At 66.8% G+C, this 16,427-nt stretch carries 18 protein-coding genes; 7 read left to right on the top strand and 11 right to left on the bottom strand.

The annotated features are described in order from the left end of the window. Positions 1-79 precede the first annotated feature (79 nt). From WAQ08_RS11610 to WAQ08_RS11625, 4 genes are all read right to left on the bottom strand, one after another. A complete protein-coding gene (locus WAQ08_RS11610) occupies positions 80-619 on the bottom strand; it encodes an alkaline phosphatase PhoX (protein ID WP_422191734.1) in 540 nt (179 codons plus the stop codon). Next, complete coding sequence (locus WAQ08_RS11615) at positions 573-881, bottom strand: alkaline phosphatase PhoX (RefSeq protein WP_422191735.1); 309 nt, start codon at positions 879-881, stop codon at positions 573-575. Before WAQ08_RS11615 ends, WAQ08_RS11610 begins: the two co-directional genes overlap by 47 nt. An 84-nt stretch (positions 882-965) precedes the next feature. Further along, a complete protein-coding gene (locus tag WAQ08_RS11620; protein WP_422191736.1) occupies positions 966-1,958 on the bottom strand; it encodes an SGNH/GDSL hydrolase family protein in 993 nt (330 codons plus the stop codon). A 108-nt stretch (positions 1,959-2,066) separates the two neighbouring features. Continuing rightward, a complete protein-coding gene (locus WAQ08_RS11625; protein ID WP_422191737.1) occupies positions 2,067-2,981 on the bottom strand; it encodes an NAD-dependent epimerase/dehydratase family protein in 915 nt (304 codons plus the stop codon). A 58-nt stretch (positions 2,982-3,039) separates the two neighbouring features. On the opposite strand from WAQ08_RS11625, the gene WAQ08_RS11630 reads away from it, so the two are divergent. From WAQ08_RS11630 to WAQ08_RS11640, 3 genes are read left to right on the top strand one after another with little or no spacing between them, the layout of a single operon-like run. Continuing rightward, positions 3,040-4,104, top strand: coding sequence for a CDP-6-deoxy-delta-3,4-glucoseen reductase (locus tag WAQ08_RS11630; RefSeq protein WP_422191738.1), 1,065 nt, complete (start codon positions 3,040-3,042; stop codon positions 4,102-4,104). 5 nt (positions 4,105-4,109) lie between these two features. Further along, on the top strand, positions 4,110-4,895 hold the full coding sequence (locus WAQ08_RS11635) for a GNAT family N-acetyltransferase (RefSeq protein WP_422191739.1): 786 nt from the start codon (positions 4,110-4,112) through the stop codon (positions 4,893-4,895). 49 nt (positions 4,896-4,944) lie between these two features. After that, a complete protein-coding gene (locus tag WAQ08_RS11640) occupies positions 4,945-5,748 on the top strand; it encodes a DUF817 domain-containing protein (protein WP_422191778.1) in 804 nt (267 codons plus the stop codon). A 15-nt stretch (positions 5,749-5,763) separates the two neighbouring features. Here the strand turns inward: WAQ08_RS11640 and WAQ08_RS11645 are convergent, their stop codons facing one another. The 6 genes from WAQ08_RS11645 to WAQ08_RS11670 all read right to left on the bottom strand — a co-directional run bounded on the left by WAQ08_RS11645 (position 5,764) and on the right by WAQ08_RS11670 (position 11,260). Further along, positions 5,764-6,489 (bottom strand): ABC transporter ATP-binding protein, encoded by a 726-nt coding sequence (locus WAQ08_RS11645; protein WP_422191740.1) that lies wholly within the window; start codon positions 6,487-6,489, stop codon positions 5,764-5,766. Continuing rightward, positions 6,486-7,304, bottom strand: a complete 819-nt coding sequence (locus WAQ08_RS11650; protein WP_422191741.1) for an ABC transporter ATP-binding protein — start codon at positions 7,302-7,304, stop codon at positions 6,486-6,488. The genes WAQ08_RS11645 and WAQ08_RS11650 overlap by 4 nt, the downstream gene beginning before the upstream one ends. Next, positions 7,301-8,365, bottom strand: a complete 1,065-nt coding sequence (locus tag WAQ08_RS11655; RefSeq protein WP_422191742.1) for a branched-chain amino acid ABC transporter permease — start codon at positions 8,363-8,365, stop codon at positions 7,301-7,303. The genes WAQ08_RS11650 and WAQ08_RS11655 overlap by 4 nt, the downstream gene beginning before the upstream one ends. 15 nt (positions 8,366-8,380) lie before the next feature. Next, complete coding sequence (locus tag WAQ08_RS11660) at positions 8,381-9,304, bottom strand: branched-chain amino acid ABC transporter permease (protein WP_422191743.1); 924 nt, start codon at positions 9,302-9,304, stop codon at positions 8,381-8,383. 139 nt (positions 9,305-9,443) lie between these two features. Then, the gene (locus WAQ08_RS11665) at positions 9,444-10,916 is read right to left on the bottom strand and encodes an aldehyde dehydrogenase family protein (protein ID WP_422191744.1); all 1,473 of its coding nucleotides are present in this window, start codon (positions 10,914-10,916) and stop codon (positions 9,444-9,446) included. A gap of 2 nt (positions 10,917-10,918) precedes the next feature. After that, positions 10,919-11,260: a hypothetical protein gene (locus WAQ08_RS11670; RefSeq protein ID WP_422191745.1), complete on the bottom strand. Its 342-nt coding sequence runs from the start codon at positions 11,258-11,260 to the stop codon at positions 10,919-10,921. 139 nt (positions 11,261-11,399) lie between these two features. On the opposite strand from WAQ08_RS11670, the gene WAQ08_RS11675 reads away from it, so the two are divergent. Together WAQ08_RS11675 and WAQ08_RS11680 are read left to right on the top strand one after the other, a co-directional pair. After that, complete coding sequence (locus WAQ08_RS11675; protein WP_422191746.1) at positions 11,400-11,645, top strand: RNA-binding S4 domain-containing protein; 246 nt, start codon at positions 11,400-11,402, stop codon at positions 11,643-11,645. Positions 11,646-11,818: 173 nt separating this feature from the next. Then, a complete protein-coding gene (locus WAQ08_RS11680) occupies positions 11,819-13,471 on the top strand; it encodes an acyl-CoA synthetase (RefSeq protein ID WP_422191747.1) in 1,653 nt (550 codons plus the stop codon). A gap of 85 nt (positions 13,472-13,556) precedes the next feature. On the opposite strand, the gene WAQ08_RS11685 is transcribed toward WAQ08_RS11680, so the two are convergent. After that, entirely contained in the window at positions 13,557-14,096 is a 540-nt protein-coding gene (locus tag WAQ08_RS11685) for a DUF302 domain-containing protein (protein ID WP_422191748.1), read from the bottom strand. A gap of 102 nt (positions 14,097-14,198) precedes the next feature. Here WAQ08_RS11685 and WAQ08_RS11690 point away from each other — a divergent pair, with 102 nt between their 5' ends. Together WAQ08_RS11690 and WAQ08_RS11695 are read left to right on the top strand one after the other, a co-directional pair. Further along, positions 14,199-15,086 carry an ion transporter gene (locus WAQ08_RS11690; RefSeq protein WP_422191749.1) on the top strand — a complete coding sequence of 296 codons (888 nt, stop codon included), beginning with the start codon at positions 14,199-14,201 and terminating at the stop codon, positions 15,084-15,086. Between the two features lie 147 nt (positions 15,087-15,233). Then, the gene (locus WAQ08_RS11695; protein WP_422191750.1) at positions 15,234-16,352 is read left to right on the top strand and encodes an S-(hydroxymethyl)glutathione dehydrogenase/class III alcohol dehydrogenase; all 1,119 of its coding nucleotides are present in this window, start codon (positions 15,234-15,236) and stop codon (positions 16,350-16,352) included. The last annotated feature ends 75 nt before the right edge of the window (positions 16,353-16,427 follow it).

A 16,427-nucleotide genomic window follows, 5' to 3' on the forward strand; every position in this document is an offset into this window, starting at 1 on the left:
CCAGCGAGGCCAGGCCCAGGGCGATGATTGCGGAGAATAGCGACGCATGTGAAACTCCTTGTGCGATGGTCGATGTCGATCAGTTGCCAACGATGCTGCCGCCGGTCTTGATGATCACCACCACGCCGGAACGAGGACGTCCACCCACGACGGCCTGACCGGCCGAATTGGTGCTGAACTGGCTGGCAGGCCAGTTCGAGTACTGGGTCGGGTTGGCCGGGTTGGCGGCCTCTTCACCCGGATGCTGCATGCCGACGAACATGCTCTTGCCGTCCGGCGTCATCGCGATGCCGGTCACTTCGGACTGCATGGGACTGGTCAGGAAACGCTTGATGGCGCCCGTGACCGGGTCGGCGCAGACCATGCAGGTGGCGCCGATGTTGACCCCGTCACCCGAGGCCGTGCCGGCCTGGTCGGTCTGCACCCACAGGCGGCCGAACTGGTCGAACCACAGGCCATCGGGCGCGCCGAAGTCGGCCGAACCATTGGGCGCGTCATTGACGTTGCCTACGTAGCGCGAGGCGGGCGTCTTGGTGGCGGCGGTGTCACCACACTGCACGAACAGATCCCACTCAAAGCCGGTGGCCGTGACGTTCTTGCCGGCTTCGCGCCAGCGCACGATGTGCGCCGTAGACGTTGTCGGCGCAGGGGTTGACCGCATCGACCGGCGGGCGGGCGCTGGCGGCCGCCATAGAGCCATCAGCCAGGTTCGACGACACCGGCGTGGTGCCGCGGCGGTTGTTGGTCGGTGTGCAGTACACCTCGATCTCGTCGAAGCCGAAGACCTTGGGGCGAGCGCCCGTCCACTCGGGGCGGTCCATCATCGTGGCGCCCAGGGCATCGGCAGCCATGCGGGTCTTGATCAGGATCTTGGCCAGCACCTCGTTTGAAGCGCCAAAAGGGCCTGCGCGAACGCAGGCCCTGGGGCACGGCTCATATCCCCTTGATCAAGGAGCAACAGCCAATCAGCCAGCCAGCGCGGCAGAACCAGACACCTGGCGGCGACGCGCCATCAGCCCGACCAGTCCCACGCCCACCAGCGACAAGGCCCAGGCGGCGGGCTCGGGCACAGCCACCGCCTGCGCGAAGGCCTGGCCCACGGCTTGGTGCACGCCCGCAGTCGGGTGCAGACCATCCCACAGGTAGTACTTGGAAGGATCGGCACACAGGGCGCCCTGGCCGAGCATGTCGCCATCCCAGCAACCTTGCGTCACGTTGTAACCCTGGGCCACATAGTCCGCACGCAAGCCGGCCAGAGTGCCGAAGGTGTCGAACACCTGGATGCGCGCGCCCTGCAGGCTGCCTTGCAGCGTAGACATGGCCTGGGCCAGCGCCGCGTTGAAGGACAGCGAGAGCTGATGCGCCCCGGCCTGCTGCGCACCGCCAGCGGCGATGGCGCTGGCGGTGGTGGCCAGGTCAGGCAGGTTGGGGATGAAGAAATCGCGGGCACCGGCCTGGTAGAGCAGGTTCACGTTGTAGGCCAGGTTGTTGACCGCCGTGGTGACCGTGGCTGCGGTAGGCGAGGACAACAGATCGTTGGCACCGCCCCAGACCACGTACAAGGCCGACGCATCCGTGGTGCCGCCGGTATCGCCCAGGTAGTCGGTGATCTGGCCCTGCAGGCCTGTGCCGTCGAGCAGGCCAAAGGCATTGATGCGGTTGTTGACGCCGGAAAGGGCACCACCGAACGCATGGTTCTCCAGGTTCAGGCCCAGTTGCGCCGCCATCACCTCCACGGCCACGGGACCGTTGCTGAAGCGGCCTTCGTAATAGGGCTCTGCGGGCAGGTCGATGCCGTACCGGCCGACCAGGGCCGAGGCATTGCCGTTGTCGGACAGGCTGTCACCGAACACCACCAGCTTGCTGGGGGCGGCCTGGGCTGCGGTACAAGCCACCAGCAAGGCGGCGGCCGGCACACTGCGCCAGCGGACAACAAAGGAATTGGAAAGCATCGGCATGGTCTGTCCCCTCTTGAAGAATTTCGGATGCCGGGAACTTATCACCATGCGCCGGGTCGCTGTGGCCTGGGCAGCACACCACCCTCCTAAGAGGGAGGTCACACTGGATCAGCCACGCAGGCCCTCGCGCACCGTGGGATAACGCAAGCTTGCCCGCAGTTCCTGCTTGAGCCGCCGGTTGTCCAGCCGGCGCGATTCGCTCAGGAAGGACCACTGCACGGGGCTCAGGGTGGCGCGGGCCTGCTCGGCATCCAGCCTCGGCGGGCGGGGCAACGACCACAGATCGGCCACCAGATCGAAGTAATCGCCCATCTTCAGTTCGGTGTCGTCGCTGGCGTGCACGATGCGCTGAGGCTTGCCGCGCCACAAGGCGGCCACGCAGGCACGGGCCAGGTCGTCGGCATGGATGTGGTTGGTGTAGACATCGTCCTGCGCAGCCAACACGGGCGTGCCCTTGCACACACGCTCGCGCGGGTCGCCCCCTTCGCGGTCCAGCGCGTAGATGCCCGGGATGCGCAGCACGCAGGCGTGCGTGCCGACAGCCGCGTGCCGGCGGCCCCACCAGCGCACCAGGGTCTCGGCATGCACACGGCGCCGGGCCCGGTCGGAAGCCGGCGCCACGGGCCGTGTCTCGTCGAAACGGGCGCCACCCGCATTGCCATAGACACCCGAGGTACTGCCGTACACCAAGGCCCGCACCGCGCCACGCCGTGACAGCGCCTGGAGCAGGTGCGCCGTGCGCGGATCCTGGTGGCCACTGCCGGGTGGCGGCGCCAGGTGCAGCACGCGTGGTGCCAGGCCGGCCAGACGTGCCAGTGTGGCCGGCGCATCCAGGTTGCCCAGCACCGGCCGCAGGCCGTGTGCGCGCAGCACCTGGGCCCGCTCGGCCGATGTGGTGAGCGCCAGCATCCGGCAGCGCGGCAGCAGTGCCTTGGCGGCACGCAGGCCCACATCGCCGCACCCCACGATCAGCACACGGCTTTGTCGGAACTGGCGGCATCGGGCGGGTGCGGGGTTGAACATGGCGGCTTGGGGGACAATCTCAGGATTGACGATTCTGACCGCTCCCAAGGCCGTTCCCATGAGTTTTTCCGTCACCGTTCAACCCAGTGGCCGTCACTTCACCATGCAGCGCGACGAGACCGTGCTGGGCGCGGCCCTGCACGCCGGCGTGGGCCTGCCCTATGGCTGCAAGGACGGCGCCTGTGGCTCGTGCAAGTGCAAGCTGCTCGAAGGCCGCGTGATCCATGGCGCGCACCAGCTCAAGGCCCTGTCGCCAGCCGATGAAGCCGCCGGCTACATGCTGACCTGCTGCGCCACGCCGCAGACCGATCTGGTGCTGGAATCACGCCAGGTGGTGGGCCTGGGCGACTTCCCGGTGATGAAGATGCCCACGCGCCTGACCAGCATCCACCGCCCCGCCCCTGATGTGGCCATCCTGCGCCTGCAATTGCCGGCCACGGCCAACTTCGGCTGGCGCGCCGGGCAGTTCGTCGAGTTCATCCTGAAGGACGGCAGTCGGCGCAGCTACTCCATGGCCAACGCGCCGCACACCGCCAAGGACCCGGGCGTCAACGGCATCGAACTGCACATCCGCCACATGCCTGGCGGCCTGTTCACCGACCACGTGTTCACGGCCATGAAGGAAAAGGAAATCCTGCGCATGGAAGGCCCGCTGGGTACCTTCTTCGTGCGGGAGGATTCCGAGCGGCCCATCGTGCTGCTGGCCTCGGGCACGGGCTTCGCGCCGATCAAGGCCATCATCGAGCACCTGCGTTTCAAGCACAACACGCGGCCGGTGGCGCTGTACTGGGGTTGCCGTTCGCGCAACGACCTGTACCTGCACGACTGGGCCCAGGCCCAGGCCGATGAACTGCCGTGGCTGAGCTATGTGCCCGTGCTCTCGCATGCCAAGCCGGAAGACGGCTGGACAGGCCGACAAGGCCTGGTGCACCTGGCCGTGCTGGAGGATCTGCCCGATCTGTCGGGGCACGAGGTCTACGCCTGTGGCGCGCCCATCATGGTCGAATCGGCCAAGCGTGATTTCGTAGCGCAGGCTGGCCTGCCGGAGGACTATTTCTACGCCGACGCCTTCACCAGCGAGGCCGACAAGCACGGGCAGAGCGTGCCCGCCAGCCAGGCTTGAGCATCGTGGCCACAGCGCCCACGCCCGCCCAGGCCGCCATCGAGGCGATCGAACAGGCGGGGCTGGCCTCATGGCCCGCGCTGGAGGAACAGCGCATCGCAGGCTGGCTGCTCAGGGCCTCGGATGGCTACACGCGGCGGACCAATTCGGCCAACACGGCAGGCGCACACACCGGGCAGTTGGCGGATGACCTGCCCTTGATCGAGCGCTTCTTCACACAGCGCGGACTGCCACCGACCTTGCGCCTGCTGTCCACGCCCGACGACCTGGCCATCGACCGCATGCTGGCGCAGCGCGGCTATCGCTTGTGCGAGGACCCGTGCTCGGTGATGGCCCGCCCCCTGGATGGCGATGCCGGTGATACGCCGCGCCAGCCGGGGCCACCCCATCGGTTCGCCCTGCTGCCCGACGCCGCCACGTGGCTGTGCGAGTTCATCCGCATCAAGGACGACGACGGCCCGCACCAGAAGATCCACCTGGCCATGCTGCGGGCCCTCACACAGCCTGCAGCATTCGCCGTGGTTCAAGCAGACGACAGTGAGCCCCAGGGCTGCGGCCTGGGCGTGGTGTCCGGCGGCCACCTGGGCCTGTTCGACATCGCCACGGACAGCACGCACCGGCGCCAGGGCTTAGGCACAGCCTTGTGCCAGGGGTTGATGGCATGGGGGCGCGAACAAGGCGCGCATACCGCCTACCTTCAGGTGGTGGCCGACAACCACGGGGCCGTGGAACTCTATCGGCGCCTGGGCTTCGAAGAGCGCTATCGATACTGGTACCGCACCCGTGGCTGAGCACGCTTCCACCGCCCTCGCGCATTCATCGCCCACCGACGGGGCGCCCATCGCCAAGACACCCTACACACCGCGAGACGCCCTGCTGGATTTCTGGGCCTTCGGCCTGAAGGAGGCCCGCGCCTGCCTGTTCGCCGGCCTGTTCTTCCTGTCGGTGTTCCTGGTGCCCAAGACCGGCTGGGCGGGCATCCCCCGCTATGACCTGCTGCTGGTGATCGCACTGGGCATTCAGGCGGTGATGGTGTGGACCAAGCTGGAGACCTGGGACGAGCTCAAGGCCATCAGCCTCTTCCACGTGGTCGGCTTCGCGCTGGAGGTATTCAAGACCTCGTCGCACATCCAATCCTGGTCCTACCCCGATCCGGGCTACACCAAGGTGCTGGGCGTGCCGCTGTTCTCGGGCTTCATGTACGCGGCGGTGGGCAGCTACATCATCCAGGCTTGGCGGCTGTTCGACCTGCGCGTGCTGCACCACCCGCCCTACTGGATGGCCACGCTGCTGGCCTGCGCCATCTACGCCAACTTCTTCACCCACCACTTCATCGGTGACTACCGCTGGTACCTGGCCGCCTGCACACTGGGCCTGTACGCCCGCGCCACGGTGGAGTTCACGCCACGTCAGCGGCCCCTGCGCATGCCACTGCTGCTGGCCTTCGTGCTGATCGGCTTCTTCATCTGGCTGGCCGAGAACATCAGCACCTTCATGGGCATCTGGAAGTACCCGAATCAGATGGGCGCCTGGACCACGGTGCACGTGAGCAAATGGAGCGCCTGGTCGCTGCTGGTGATCATGACCTTCACCATCGTCACGCACCTCAAGCATGTGAAGGCACGCGTGTACGTGCCTGACTGAAGCGCAAGGCCTTGCTCAAGCCCCCAGGTAAGCCGCCTGCACCTGCGGGTTGCCCAGCAGTTCGCGCCCCGGGCCGCTCAGCGTCATCTCGCCGGATTCCATCACGTAGGCACGGTCGGCCATCTCCAGCGCGCGGTGGGCGTTCTGCTCCACCAGCAGCACGGTCACGCCCTGCCTGGACACGTCCGACACCACCGAGAAGATCTGGTCGACCATGATCGGCGACAGGCCCATGGAGGGCTCGTCGAGCAGCAGCAGCTTGGGGCGCGCCAACAAGGCTCGGCCCATGGCCAGCATCTGCTGCTCGCCGCCGGACAAGGTGCCGGCCAGCTGCTTCGAACGCTCCTTCAGGCGCGGGAAGCGCAGGTACACCGCGTCGATGTCAGCCTCGATCTGGGCATCGCGCCGCAGGTACACGCCCATGCGCAGGTTCTCGTCGATGGACATGCGGGTAAAAATGCCGCGGCCCTCGGGCACCATCACCAGGCCCTGCTCCACCAGCGTCCAGGCGCCCTGCCCCGCGATGCTGCGGCCCAGGTACTGCACCTCGCCAGCCTGCGGTTTGAGCAGCCCGCAGATGGCCTTGAGCGTGGTGGTCTTGCCCGCACCGTTGGCGCCGATCAGGCTGACCAGTTCGCCCTCGTACAGTTCGATGGACAGGTTCTTGACGGCCTGGATGCCGCCGTAGGCGACGCTCAGACCATGGGTGGACAGCAGCGGCTTCTTGTCAGTCGTCGTCATGGCGCGTGAGTGGCGTGGGCGGCGCTGCCCAGGTAGGCCTCGATCACGGCCTGGTTGCATTGCACGTCGGCGGGCGAGCCCTCGGCGATGAGGCGGCCCTGGTCCAGCACGGTGACACGGTCACACAGCCCCATCACCAGCTTCACGTCGTGCTCGATCAGCAGCACGGTGCGGCCCTGGTCGCGGATGCGCTCGATCAAGGCACGCAAGGCCACCTTCTCGGTGGCGTTCATGCCGGCGGCGGGCTCGTCCAGCGCCAGCAGGCGAGGCTCGGTGGCCAGTGCGCGGGCGATCTCCAGGCGGCGCTGGTCGCCATAGCTCAGGGTGCGGGCGGCGCGGTGGGCCTGATGGGCCAGGCCGACGAACTCCAGCAAGGCCATGGCATCGCCCGCGATAGCGGACTCTTCGCGCTTGAAGGCCCGCGTGCGCAGCAGCGCCTGCCACCAGCCGATGCTGGTGCGCACATGGCGACCGACGCGCACGTTGTCCAGCACGCTCATGTCCGCAAACAGGCGGATGTTCTGGAAGGTGCGCGCGATGCCGGCCTGGGCCACCTTGTGCACGGCCGAGGGCTTGTAGCGCAGGCCGCTCAGCTCGAACTGGCCCTTGTCGGCCAGCACCAGGCCGGTGATCACGTTGAAGAAGGTGGTCTTGCCCGCGCCATTGGGGCCGATCAGGCCGTGCACGCTGCCAGGCGCGATGCGCAGGCCGACCTCGCTGAGCGCCTGCACGCCGCCGAAGCGCTTGCTGACGCCGTCGACGTGCAGCATGGGCACGCCCGGCTCGGTCAGCGGGGTCACGACGCCGGTGCTCATGCCCTGCCCTCCGGCGAAGGCCACAGCCCGCGCGGCCGCGTCAGCATGATGCCGATCATGGCCAGCGCCACCAGCAGTTGCCGCAGGATGGCGGCATCCAGCCGACCATCCGTCATTGATTGAAGTGGCCCGGCCACATGGCGCAGCACCTCGGGCAGCGCCGCCAGCAGGAAGGCGCCCAGGATCACGCCGGGCACATGGCCCAGGCCACCCAGCACCACCATGGCCACGACCATGATCGATTCGTTCAGGCTGAAGGATTCAGGCGAGACGAAACCCTGGAAGCTGGCGAACAGCACACCCGCCACACCACCGAAAGTGGCCCCCAGCCCGAAGGCCAGCAGCTTGAGGTTGCGGGTGTTCAGGCCCATGGCCTTGGCCGCGATCTCGTCCTCGCGGATGGCGCGCCAGGCCCGGCCCGTGCGCGAATCGTTCAGGCGCACGCTGGCCACCACGGCCAGCACCACCAGCGCCAGGAACAGGTAGTAGTGCAAGGTGACGGGCGGCAAGGTGAAGCCGCCGATGTGCCAGGGCTCGCCCAGGCTCACGCCGAAGAAGGTGAGCGGATCGATGCTGTCTATGCCCTTGGGGCCATTGGTTAGGTTGACGGGCGCGTTCAGGTTGTTGAGGAACACGCGGATGATCTCGCCGAAGCCCAGGGTGACGATGGCCAGGTAGTCGCCCCTCAGCTTGAGCGTGGGCGCGCCCAGCAGCACGCCAGCGATGGCCGCCAGCCCTGCCCCCAGCGGAATCACCAGCCAGATCGGGGTGTGCAGGCCGTTGGGGAACATGGCGGCCAATGCCGGCAGGTTGTCCGTGAGGTGCGGCGAGGCCAGCAGCGCGAACATGTAGGCCCCCACTGCATAGAAGGCGATGTAGCCCAGATCCAGCAGGCCGGCGAAGCCCACCACGATGTTCAGGCCCAGCGCCAGCAGGATGTACAGCAGCGCGATGTCGAGGATGCGCACCCAGGCTTGGCCCACATTCTGCAAGGCCAGGGGCAGCACCAGCAGCAAGGCGGCACAGATCAGGAAGGTCCAGGTCTTCTGGCGAAGCATCATGTCAGTCACCCTCCCTCAAGACCGGTCGGCCACGCGCTCACCCAGCAGACCTTGAGGCCGCAAAGTCAGCACGAGGATGAGCACCGCGAAGGCGAAGATGTCCTGGTAATGGCTGCCCAGCACGCCGCCGGTGAGGTCACCAATGTAGCCGGCCCCCAGCGCCTCGATCAGGCCCAGCAGGATGCCACCCAGCATGGCGCCGCCCATGTTGCCGATGCCGCCGAACACCGCCGCCGTGAAGGCCTTGAGCCCGGGCAGGAAGCCCATGGTGTGCTGCACCGAGCCGTAGTTGGCCGCCCACATCACGCCGGCCAGCGCGGCCAGCGCCGCACCGATCACGAAGGTGGCCGAAATCACCTTGTCGGGCTGCACGCCCATCAGCTGGGCCACGCGCGGGTTCTCGGCCGTGGCGCGCATGGCCCGGCCCAGCGGCGTGAAGTGGATCAGCGCCAGCAGCCCGGCCATGGTGCCCGCGGCCACCACCAGGATCAGGATCTGGACCAGGTTGATCGTGGCACCCATGAACTCATACGGCTCGTCGGGCAGCAGGATCGGGAAGGGCTTGTAGTCCGGCTTCCAGATGATCATGGCCAGTGTCTGCAGCAGCAGCGACACGCCCATGGCCGTGATCAACGGCGCCAGCCGTGGCGCGTTGCGCAGCGGCCGGTAGGCCAGCTTCTCGATCACGTAGTTGAGCAACATGCACGCCGCCATGGCCACCAGCAGCGCCAGCAGCAACAGAGCCCAGCCCGGCATGCCAGCATCGCCCAGCCAGGTCACCACCGTCCAGGCCACCAGGGCCCCCACCATCAGCACCTCGCCATGCGCGAAGTTGATCAGGTTGATGATGCCGTACACCATGGTGTAGCCCAATGCGACCAGGGCATACATGCTGCCCAGCACCAGGCCATTGATGATTTGTTGAATGAAGATGTCCACAGGCGCGATGCGTCTACGTCGTTGACTGATCTCATGCAAAAAGCCCGCCACGCAGCGTATGCGAGGCGGGCTGATGCCCTGGGATCGGCATTATCCGGGCATTTCCGGAAGCTGCATCCCTCAGAGGTAACAGAGTGCCTTAGAACAGCTTGGGCAGCTTGAGCATGTCCACCACCGTGCGGATCAGCTTGGGCTTGAAGCCCGTGTACGGCGGGAAGAACAGCTTGGCCACCATCACCGGGCCGGACTTGAGCACCGCCCGCTCGTGCGAGAAGGCCTTGAAGCCGTAGATGCCGTGCGCGCTGCCGATGCCGGAGTTGTTCACGCCGCCGAAGGGCAGGTTGCCGTGCGCGTAGTGCAGCACGCAGTGGTTGATGCCCACGCCGCCCGAGCTGGTCTGGGCCATGATGCGGCGGGTACGGTCCTTGTTGTGGCTCCAGATGTACAGGGCCAGGGGCTTGGGCTGGGCGTTGATCTCGCGCACCACGGCATCCAGATCGCGCCAGGCGATGATGGGCAGCACGGGGCCGAAGATCTCCTCGCTCATGATGGTCGCGTCAAGCGGGATGTTGTCCAGCAGCGTGGGCGCGATGAAGGCGGTGCCGATGTCGACCTCACCACCTTGCAGGATGCGGGCGCCGCGCGCACGGGCATCGTCCAGCAGGCCGGCGATGCGCTGGGTGTGGCGCTGGTTGACCACGCGGGCAAAGTGCGGCGAGGCCTTCTGCTCGTCGGCCGTGCGGCCATAACGCTCGCCGATCACGCGTTGGCACTCGGCCACGAAGGCATCCTTGACCGACTCATGCACGTAGATGTGATCGGGCGCCACGCAGGTCTGTCCGCAATTGGCCAGCTTGCCCCACATCAGGGTCTCGGCTGCCGTCTTGAGGTCGGCCGTCTCGTCGATGATCACGGGCGACTTGCCGCCCAGCTCCAGCGTGACGCTGGTCAGGTGCTTGGCGGCAGCCGCCATCACCACCTTGCCCACGGCGGGCGAGCCGGTGAAGAAGATGTGGTCGAAGGGCAGCGACAGCAGCACGTTCGACGTGGGCAGGCTGCCTTCGAACACGGCCACTTCATCCTCGCGGAACAGCTCGCGGATGATGGACACCATCACGGCGCTGACGCGCGGCGTCATCTCCGAGGGCTTGAGGATCACCGTGTTGCCCGCCGCCAGGGCCGACACCAGCGGGCCGAAGCACAGGTTGAGCGGGAAATTCCAGGGCGCCACGATCAGGCAGCGGCCGCGCGGCTGCGCCTCGATCCAGGCGGAGGTGCCGCCGGTGGTCATCGTGGGCCACACGCGCTTGGGGCGCATCCACTTGCGCAGGTCACCGATGGCGTGGCGCACCTCGTCCAGCACGGGCATGAACTCGGTGCCCTCGACTTCCGAGGCGGGCTTGTGATAGTCGGCCTGGAAGGCCTGGTAGAAATCTTCCCGGCGGGCCAGCATGGCCTCACGCAGCTTCTTGAGGCGCGTGATCCGCTCGGCCGCGGTCGAGGTGCGCCAAGCCAGCGAGGTGCTCAGTTGGGCATCGAAGGCGCGCTGGATGGCGGCGGGATCAGCCTCGCCGGTGGAGGGGTCGACGACGTGCATCATGGGGCGGTTCATCCTCAGGTCTCCTTGGCTTGCTTGGTGGGCCTTTTAGGCTTGGCTGCCGGCTTGGCGGGCGCATCTTGCTTCTCTTCTTGCTTGAGGCCGGCACGGATCACCCGATCAGCCACCTCATTGAGGCTCTGCCCGCTCGCGGCGGCCAGTTCCTGCAGTTCCTTGATCAGATCCGCGTGCAGCTTGGCGGCAAAAGGCACCAGACCAGCGGCCTGGTCCAGCTTGCGCTGCTCGCGCCGATCCGGCACCTGGCTGGAAGCCTGGCCGAAACGCCCGGGCGAGCCCGCCTGGCGCATCTGGCCAGCCACCTTCAAGCCCAGGTTCTTGGCCAGATCTGTTTTTTTCATCGACATCGTTCAATCCCATCGTCTCAGCGCCTGGCGGTGCGAGGACCATAATCCTTCGGAAACGCGCGCACAAGCGTCACAAACGCGATGGTACTCCATCGTTCCATCTGAAAACAATAATTTCCACAATAGACTTTCCATGCCCCCCTTGCAACAGATCACCTTCGAACTGCGCGGCGAGTTCATCACCCTGGACAGCCTGCTCAAGGCCACGGGCCTGGCCGACAGCGGCGGGCGCGCCAAGACCATGGTGGCCGAAGGCCGGGTGCAGGTGGATGGGCAGGACGAGATGCGCAAGACCGCCAAGATCCGGGCCGGCCAGGTGGTGAGCGTCCAGGGCGCGCGCATCCGTGTGGTGCCCGAGGGCCAGGGCGACGCGGATTGACAGATTAAGTCTGGCGGCACGTCGCCAACCGGTTCGCAGGGGCGTCCACACCTGCACACCATGTTGATCGCACAACGGCACACCAGTGCGCCGCCCTGACACAGGGGGAACCCGGATCCCCTGAGGGGGCTGCGGGCGCAAGATGCGAGCGTATCGATAGAAGAACGCCCGCCATGTCCTCCCAGAACATATTCACCCAGGATCTGCCCCGCACCGAGGCCAATTTCGCTGCCCTGACGCCGCTGACCTTCCTGGAGCGCACCGCCCTGGTCTACCCGGACCGCTTGGCCATCATCCACGGCGCGCTGCGCCAGACCTGGGCCCAGACCTACTCACGCTGCCGCCGCCTGGCCAGCGCCCTGCACCAGCGCGGCATTGAGCGGGGCCACACGGTGGCCGTGATGCTGCCCAACACCCCGCCGATGGCCGAAGCCCACTTCGGCATCCCGATGGCCGGCGCTGTGCTCAATACCCTGAACACCAGGCTGGACGCCGAAGCCCTGGCCTTCATGCTGGACCATGGCGAAGCACGCGCCATCATCGTCGACCGCGAGTTCAGCGGCGTCGTGGCCCGTGCCATCGCCCTGCGCACCCGCACCGAGCCGCTGCTGGTGATCGATGCCGACGACGCCGTCTACACCGGCCCGGGCGAGCGCATCGGCACGCTCGACTACGAGGCGCTGCTGGCCGAAGGCGATCCCACCTTCCAATGGCTGCTGCCCGAAGACGAGTGGGACGCCATCAGCCTGAACTACACCTCCGGCACCACCGGCAACCCCAAGGGCGTGGTCTACCACCACCGGGGCGCCACCAGCAACGCCATCTCCAACATCCTGGAGTGGGACATGCCCAAGCACGCGATCTACCTGTGGACGCTGCCGATGTTTCACTGCAACGGCTGGTGCTTCCCGTGGACGGTGGCCGCCCGCGCCGCCGTGAACGTATGCCTGCGCAAGGTCGAGCCCAAGGCCGTGTTCGACGCCATCCGCGAGCATGGCGTGACCCACTACTGCGGCGCGCCCATCGTGCACGCCGGCCTGGTCAACGCGCCGGACGAACTCAAGCAAGGCATCGACCACCCCGTCAAGGCCATGGTGGCTGGCGCCGCCCCACCCGCCGCGATGATCGAAGGCATGGAGCACATGGGTTTCGACCTGACCCACGTGTACGGCCTGACCGAGGTCTACGGCCCGGCCGCCGTGTGCGTGAAGCACGAGGCCTGGGGCGCACTGGACGTGGGCGACCGCGCCCGCCTGAACGCCCGCCAGGGGGTGAACTACCACCTGCAGCGCAGCGTGACCGTGATGGACCCGCTGACGATGAAGCCCGTGCCGGCCGACGGTGAGACCATGGGCGAGATCATGTTCCGCGGCAACATCACCATGAAGGGCTACCTGAAGAACCCGCGCGCCACGCAGGAGGCCTTCTCCGGCGGCTGGTTCCACTCAGGCGACCTGGCGGTGATGTACCCGGACGGCTACGTCAAGATCAAGGACCGCAGCAAGGACATCATCATCTCGGGCGGCGAGAACATCTCGTCCATCGAGGTGGAGGACGTGCTCTACCGCCACCCCGCCGTGCTGGCCGTGGCCGTGGTGGCCAAGCCCGACGCGAAATGGGGCGAGACGCCCTGCGCCTTCGTGGAGCTCAAGAACGGCGCCACCACCACGCCCGAGGAGTTGATCGCCCACTGCCGCCAGCACCTGGCCGGCTTCAAGGTGCCGCGCGCCATCGTCTTCGGCGAACTGCCCAAGACCTCGACCGGCAAGATCCAGAAGTTCGAACTGCGCAAGCAGGCCAGCTCCCAGTCGGCGATCGACGCCTGAGCAGCGCCCGGGCCGCAACACCCACAAAAAAGCCCCGGTCAAGGCCGGGGCTGGATCACCGTGGACGACAAGGCCCGCGCAAGGCTCAGGTCTGCGTCACCCGGGCCCCAGGCCGGCTCAGCGCCGCCGTGACCACCTCGGGCAGCGCGCCCAGGCTGGCCAGGGCACCATCCGCCGGATCCGCATGGTCGATGCGGGCGGCGATGTGCGCCGGGTCATTGAACAGCACACGGGTGGAGCCATCCGGCAGACTCTGCAGCAGCACGCGCCACGGCAAATCCATGGTGCCGGAATCGGCCGCCTGGAAGATGGGCGTATGACCATCATGACGGCCCAGCACCAGCACGCGCGTTCCGGCCGCGGCCGCACCGGCGCTCAGTTCATGGGAAGCTGCCCCAGGTGCCGAAGCCGACGTCACATCGGCCACCACCGGCATGCCCTTGGCACGGGCAGCGCGTTGCAACTGTTTCACCGCCTGGTCCAGCGGCAGGCGGCTGGTCACGGAGACCCAGCCCTCGCGCTCCAGATCCCCGTCCACGGCCTCCCGGGCAGCGGCCGGCCACTGCCCTGCCGCCATCAGCACCAGGGCCATGCAACCGCTCATCCAGTATCTCGACATGCGCATCGGGCACCTCCATGCTACAAGTTCAGTAGATGGAGGCGATCAACGGAAGTTCAAGGCTATCCTCGTTTCATTACGTAAATGACCCCGTAGATGACCCGCACCATGAACAGAGGCTCATTCCCGGACAGCGCGCTGGACAAACCCGAGGGCGGGTGGCGCGAAAAGCTCTACATCATCATCTTCGAGGCGGACACCACCGCCGGCCGGCGTTTCGACCAGATCCTGATCGCCACCATCCTGCTCAGCGTGGCCGTGGTGATCCTGGACAGCATCAAGCCCTACGGCGGCCGGCTGGAGCTGCCCTTCGCCTCGCTGGAATGGCTGTTCACGGTGATCTTCACCACCGAGTACGTGCTGCGCCTGCTGTGCGTGCGCCGCCCTATGGCCTACGCCACCAGCTTCTTCGGCATCATCGACCTGCTGTCCACCCTGCCGGCCTACCTGGCGCTGCTGGTGCCCGAGGCGCATGCGCTGATCGACGTGCGCATCCTGCGGCTGCTGCGCGTGTTCCGCATCTTCAAGCTCACGGGCTACGTGGCCGAGTACACCTCGCTGGGCCGGGCCCTGACGGCCAGCCGGCGCAAGATCCTGGTGTTTCTGTCCTTCGTCCTGATGGTGGTGCTGGTGATGGGCTCGCTGATGTACGTGGTCGAGGGGCCGCAGCACGGCTTCACCAGCATCCCCACCTCCATGTACTGGGCCGTGACCACGATGACCACGGTGGGCTTTGGCGACATCACGCCACGCACCGACCTGGGCCGCTTCATCTCCTCGCTGATGATGCTGCTGGGCTGGGGCGTGCTGGCCGTGCCCACCGGCATCGTCACAGCCGAAATGACGGCCCAGCGCCAGCAGACCACCAACGGCGTGCCTGTGCCAACACGGACCTGCCAGCCCTGCTCGACCGAAGGCCACCCGATCTACGCCAGCTTCTGCTGGCGCTGCGGCGCCGCCCTGCCCGACCCGATGGACATCCCGCCCAAAACCTGAATGCCTGGCAGATAGGTTGTCTGCCACCGTTTCCGCTTTTGCGAACCACCCTGACGATCTTGGGTCTTCCCGGCCGGTGGCGCACCCGATGGTGCTTATGATGGCGCCACACCCTGAACCCCCCTCGAATCCCACAAGGACAAGCCCATGAAAACGCGCGCCGCCGTGGCCTGGAAAGCCGGCCAACCCCTGACCATTGAAACCGTCGACCTGGAAGGTCCGCGCGAAGGCGAAGTGCTGGTGGAAATCAAGGCCACCGGCATCTGCCACACCGATTACTACACCCTCTCCGGCGCGGACCCGGAGGGCCTGTTCCCCGCCATCCTGGGCCATGAAGGCGCCGGCGTGGTGGTCGATGTCGGCCCCGGCGTGACCTCGCTGAAAAAGGGCGACCACGTCATCCCCCTCTACACACCGGAATGCCGCCAGTGCAAGTTCTGCCTGAGCCGCAAGACCAACCTGTGCCAGAAGATCCGCAGCACGCAGGGCAAGGGCCTGATGCCCGACGGCACCTCGCGCTTCTCGCTCAACGGCGAACCGCTGCTGCACTACATGGGCACCTCCACCTTCGCCAACCACATCGTGGCCCCCGAGATCGCCCTGGCCAAGATCCGTGAAGACGCGCCCTTCGAGACCGTCTGCTACATCGGCTGCGGCGTGACCACCGGCGTGGGCGCCGTGCTGTTCACCGCGCAGGTCGAGGCCGGCGCCAACGTGGTCGTGTTCGGCCTGGGCGGCATCGGCCTGAACGTGATCCAGGGCGCCAAGATGGTGGGCGCCGACAAGATCATCGGCGTGGACCTGAACCCCGCGCGCGAGGCCATGGCCCGCCAGTTCGGCATGACGCACTTCCTGAACCCGAAGGACATCGAAGCTGCCGGCGGCAACATCGTCGACGCCATCGTGCAGCTGACGGATGGCGGCGCGGACTACAGCTTCGAGTGCATCGGCAACACCAAGGTGATGCGCCAGGCGCTGGAGTGCACGCACAAGGGCTGGGGCCGCAGCATCATCATCGGCGTGGCCGAGGCCGGAGCCGAGATCAGCACCCGCCCCTTCCAGCTCGTCACGGGCCGCAAGTGGGAGGGCTCGGCCTTCGGCGGCGCCCGCGGCCGCACCGACGTGCCCAAGATCGTCGATTGGTACATGGACGGCAAGCTCAACATCGACGACCTGATCACACACAAGCTCAAGCTCGAGCAGATCAACGAAGGCTTCGACCTGATGAAAAAGGGCGAATCCATCCGCTCGGTCGTGATCTACTGAGATCACTGGCACTGCCTGCGCGAGACGATTCGCGCAGGCCTGTTGTACCCGCCCGGTGTCCTGAAGGAGACAGCA

Source organism: Aquabacterium sp. (genome assembly GCF_049274795.1).
Classification (GTDB): Bacteria; Pseudomonadota; Gammaproteobacteria; order Burkholderiales; family Burkholderiaceae_C; genus Aquabacterium.

Excerpts from the sequence above, each read along its gene's own strand:
- WAQ08_RS11620 (WP_422191736.1), bottom strand. The coding sequence starts at position 1,958 with ATGCCGATGCTTTCCAATTCCTTTGTTGTCCGCTGGCGCAGTGTGCCG.
- WAQ08_RS11625 (WP_422191737.1), bottom strand. The coding sequence starts at position 2,981 with ATGTTCAACCCCGCACCCGCCCGATGCCGCCAGTTCCGACAAAGCCGT.
- WAQ08_RS11630 (WP_422191738.1), top strand. The coding sequence starts at position 3,040 with ATGAGTTTTTCCGTCACCGTTCAACCCAGTGGCCGTCACTTCACCATG.
- WAQ08_RS11645 (WP_422191740.1), bottom strand. The coding sequence starts at position 6,489 with ATGACGACGACTGACAAGAAGCCGCTGCTGTCCACCCATGGTCTGAGC.
- WAQ08_RS11650 (WP_422191741.1), bottom strand. The coding sequence starts at position 7,304 with ATGAGCACCGGCGTCGTGACCCCGCTGACCGAGCCGGGCGTGCCCATG.
- WAQ08_RS11655 (WP_422191742.1), bottom strand. The coding sequence starts at position 8,365 with ATGATGCTTCGCCAGAAGACCTGGACCTTCCTGATCTGTGCCGCCTTG.
- WAQ08_RS11665 (WP_422191744.1), bottom strand. The coding sequence starts at position 10,916 with ATGAACCGCCCCATGATGCACGTCGTCGACCCCTCCACCGGCGAGGCT.
- WAQ08_RS11670 (WP_422191745.1), bottom strand. The coding sequence starts at position 11,260 with ATGAAAAAAACAGATCTGGCCAAGAACCTGGGCTTGAAGGTGGCTGGC.
- WAQ08_RS11675 (WP_422191746.1), top strand. The coding sequence starts at position 11,400 with ATGCCCCCCTTGCAACAGATCACCTTCGAACTGCGCGGCGAGTTCATC.
- WAQ08_RS11680 (WP_422191747.1), top strand. The coding sequence starts at position 11,819 with ATGTCCTCCCAGAACATATTCACCCAGGATCTGCCCCGCACCGAGGCC.
- WAQ08_RS11685 (WP_422191748.1), bottom strand. The coding sequence starts at position 14,096 with ATGCGCATGTCGAGATACTGGATGAGCGGTTGCATGGCCCTGGTGCTG.
- WAQ08_RS11690 (WP_422191749.1), top strand. The coding sequence starts at position 14,199 with ATGAACAGAGGCTCATTCCCGGACAGCGCGCTGGACAAACCCGAGGGC.
- WAQ08_RS11695 (WP_422191750.1), top strand. The coding sequence starts at position 15,234 with ATGAAAACGCGCGCCGCCGTGGCCTGGAAAGCCGGCCAACCCCTGACC.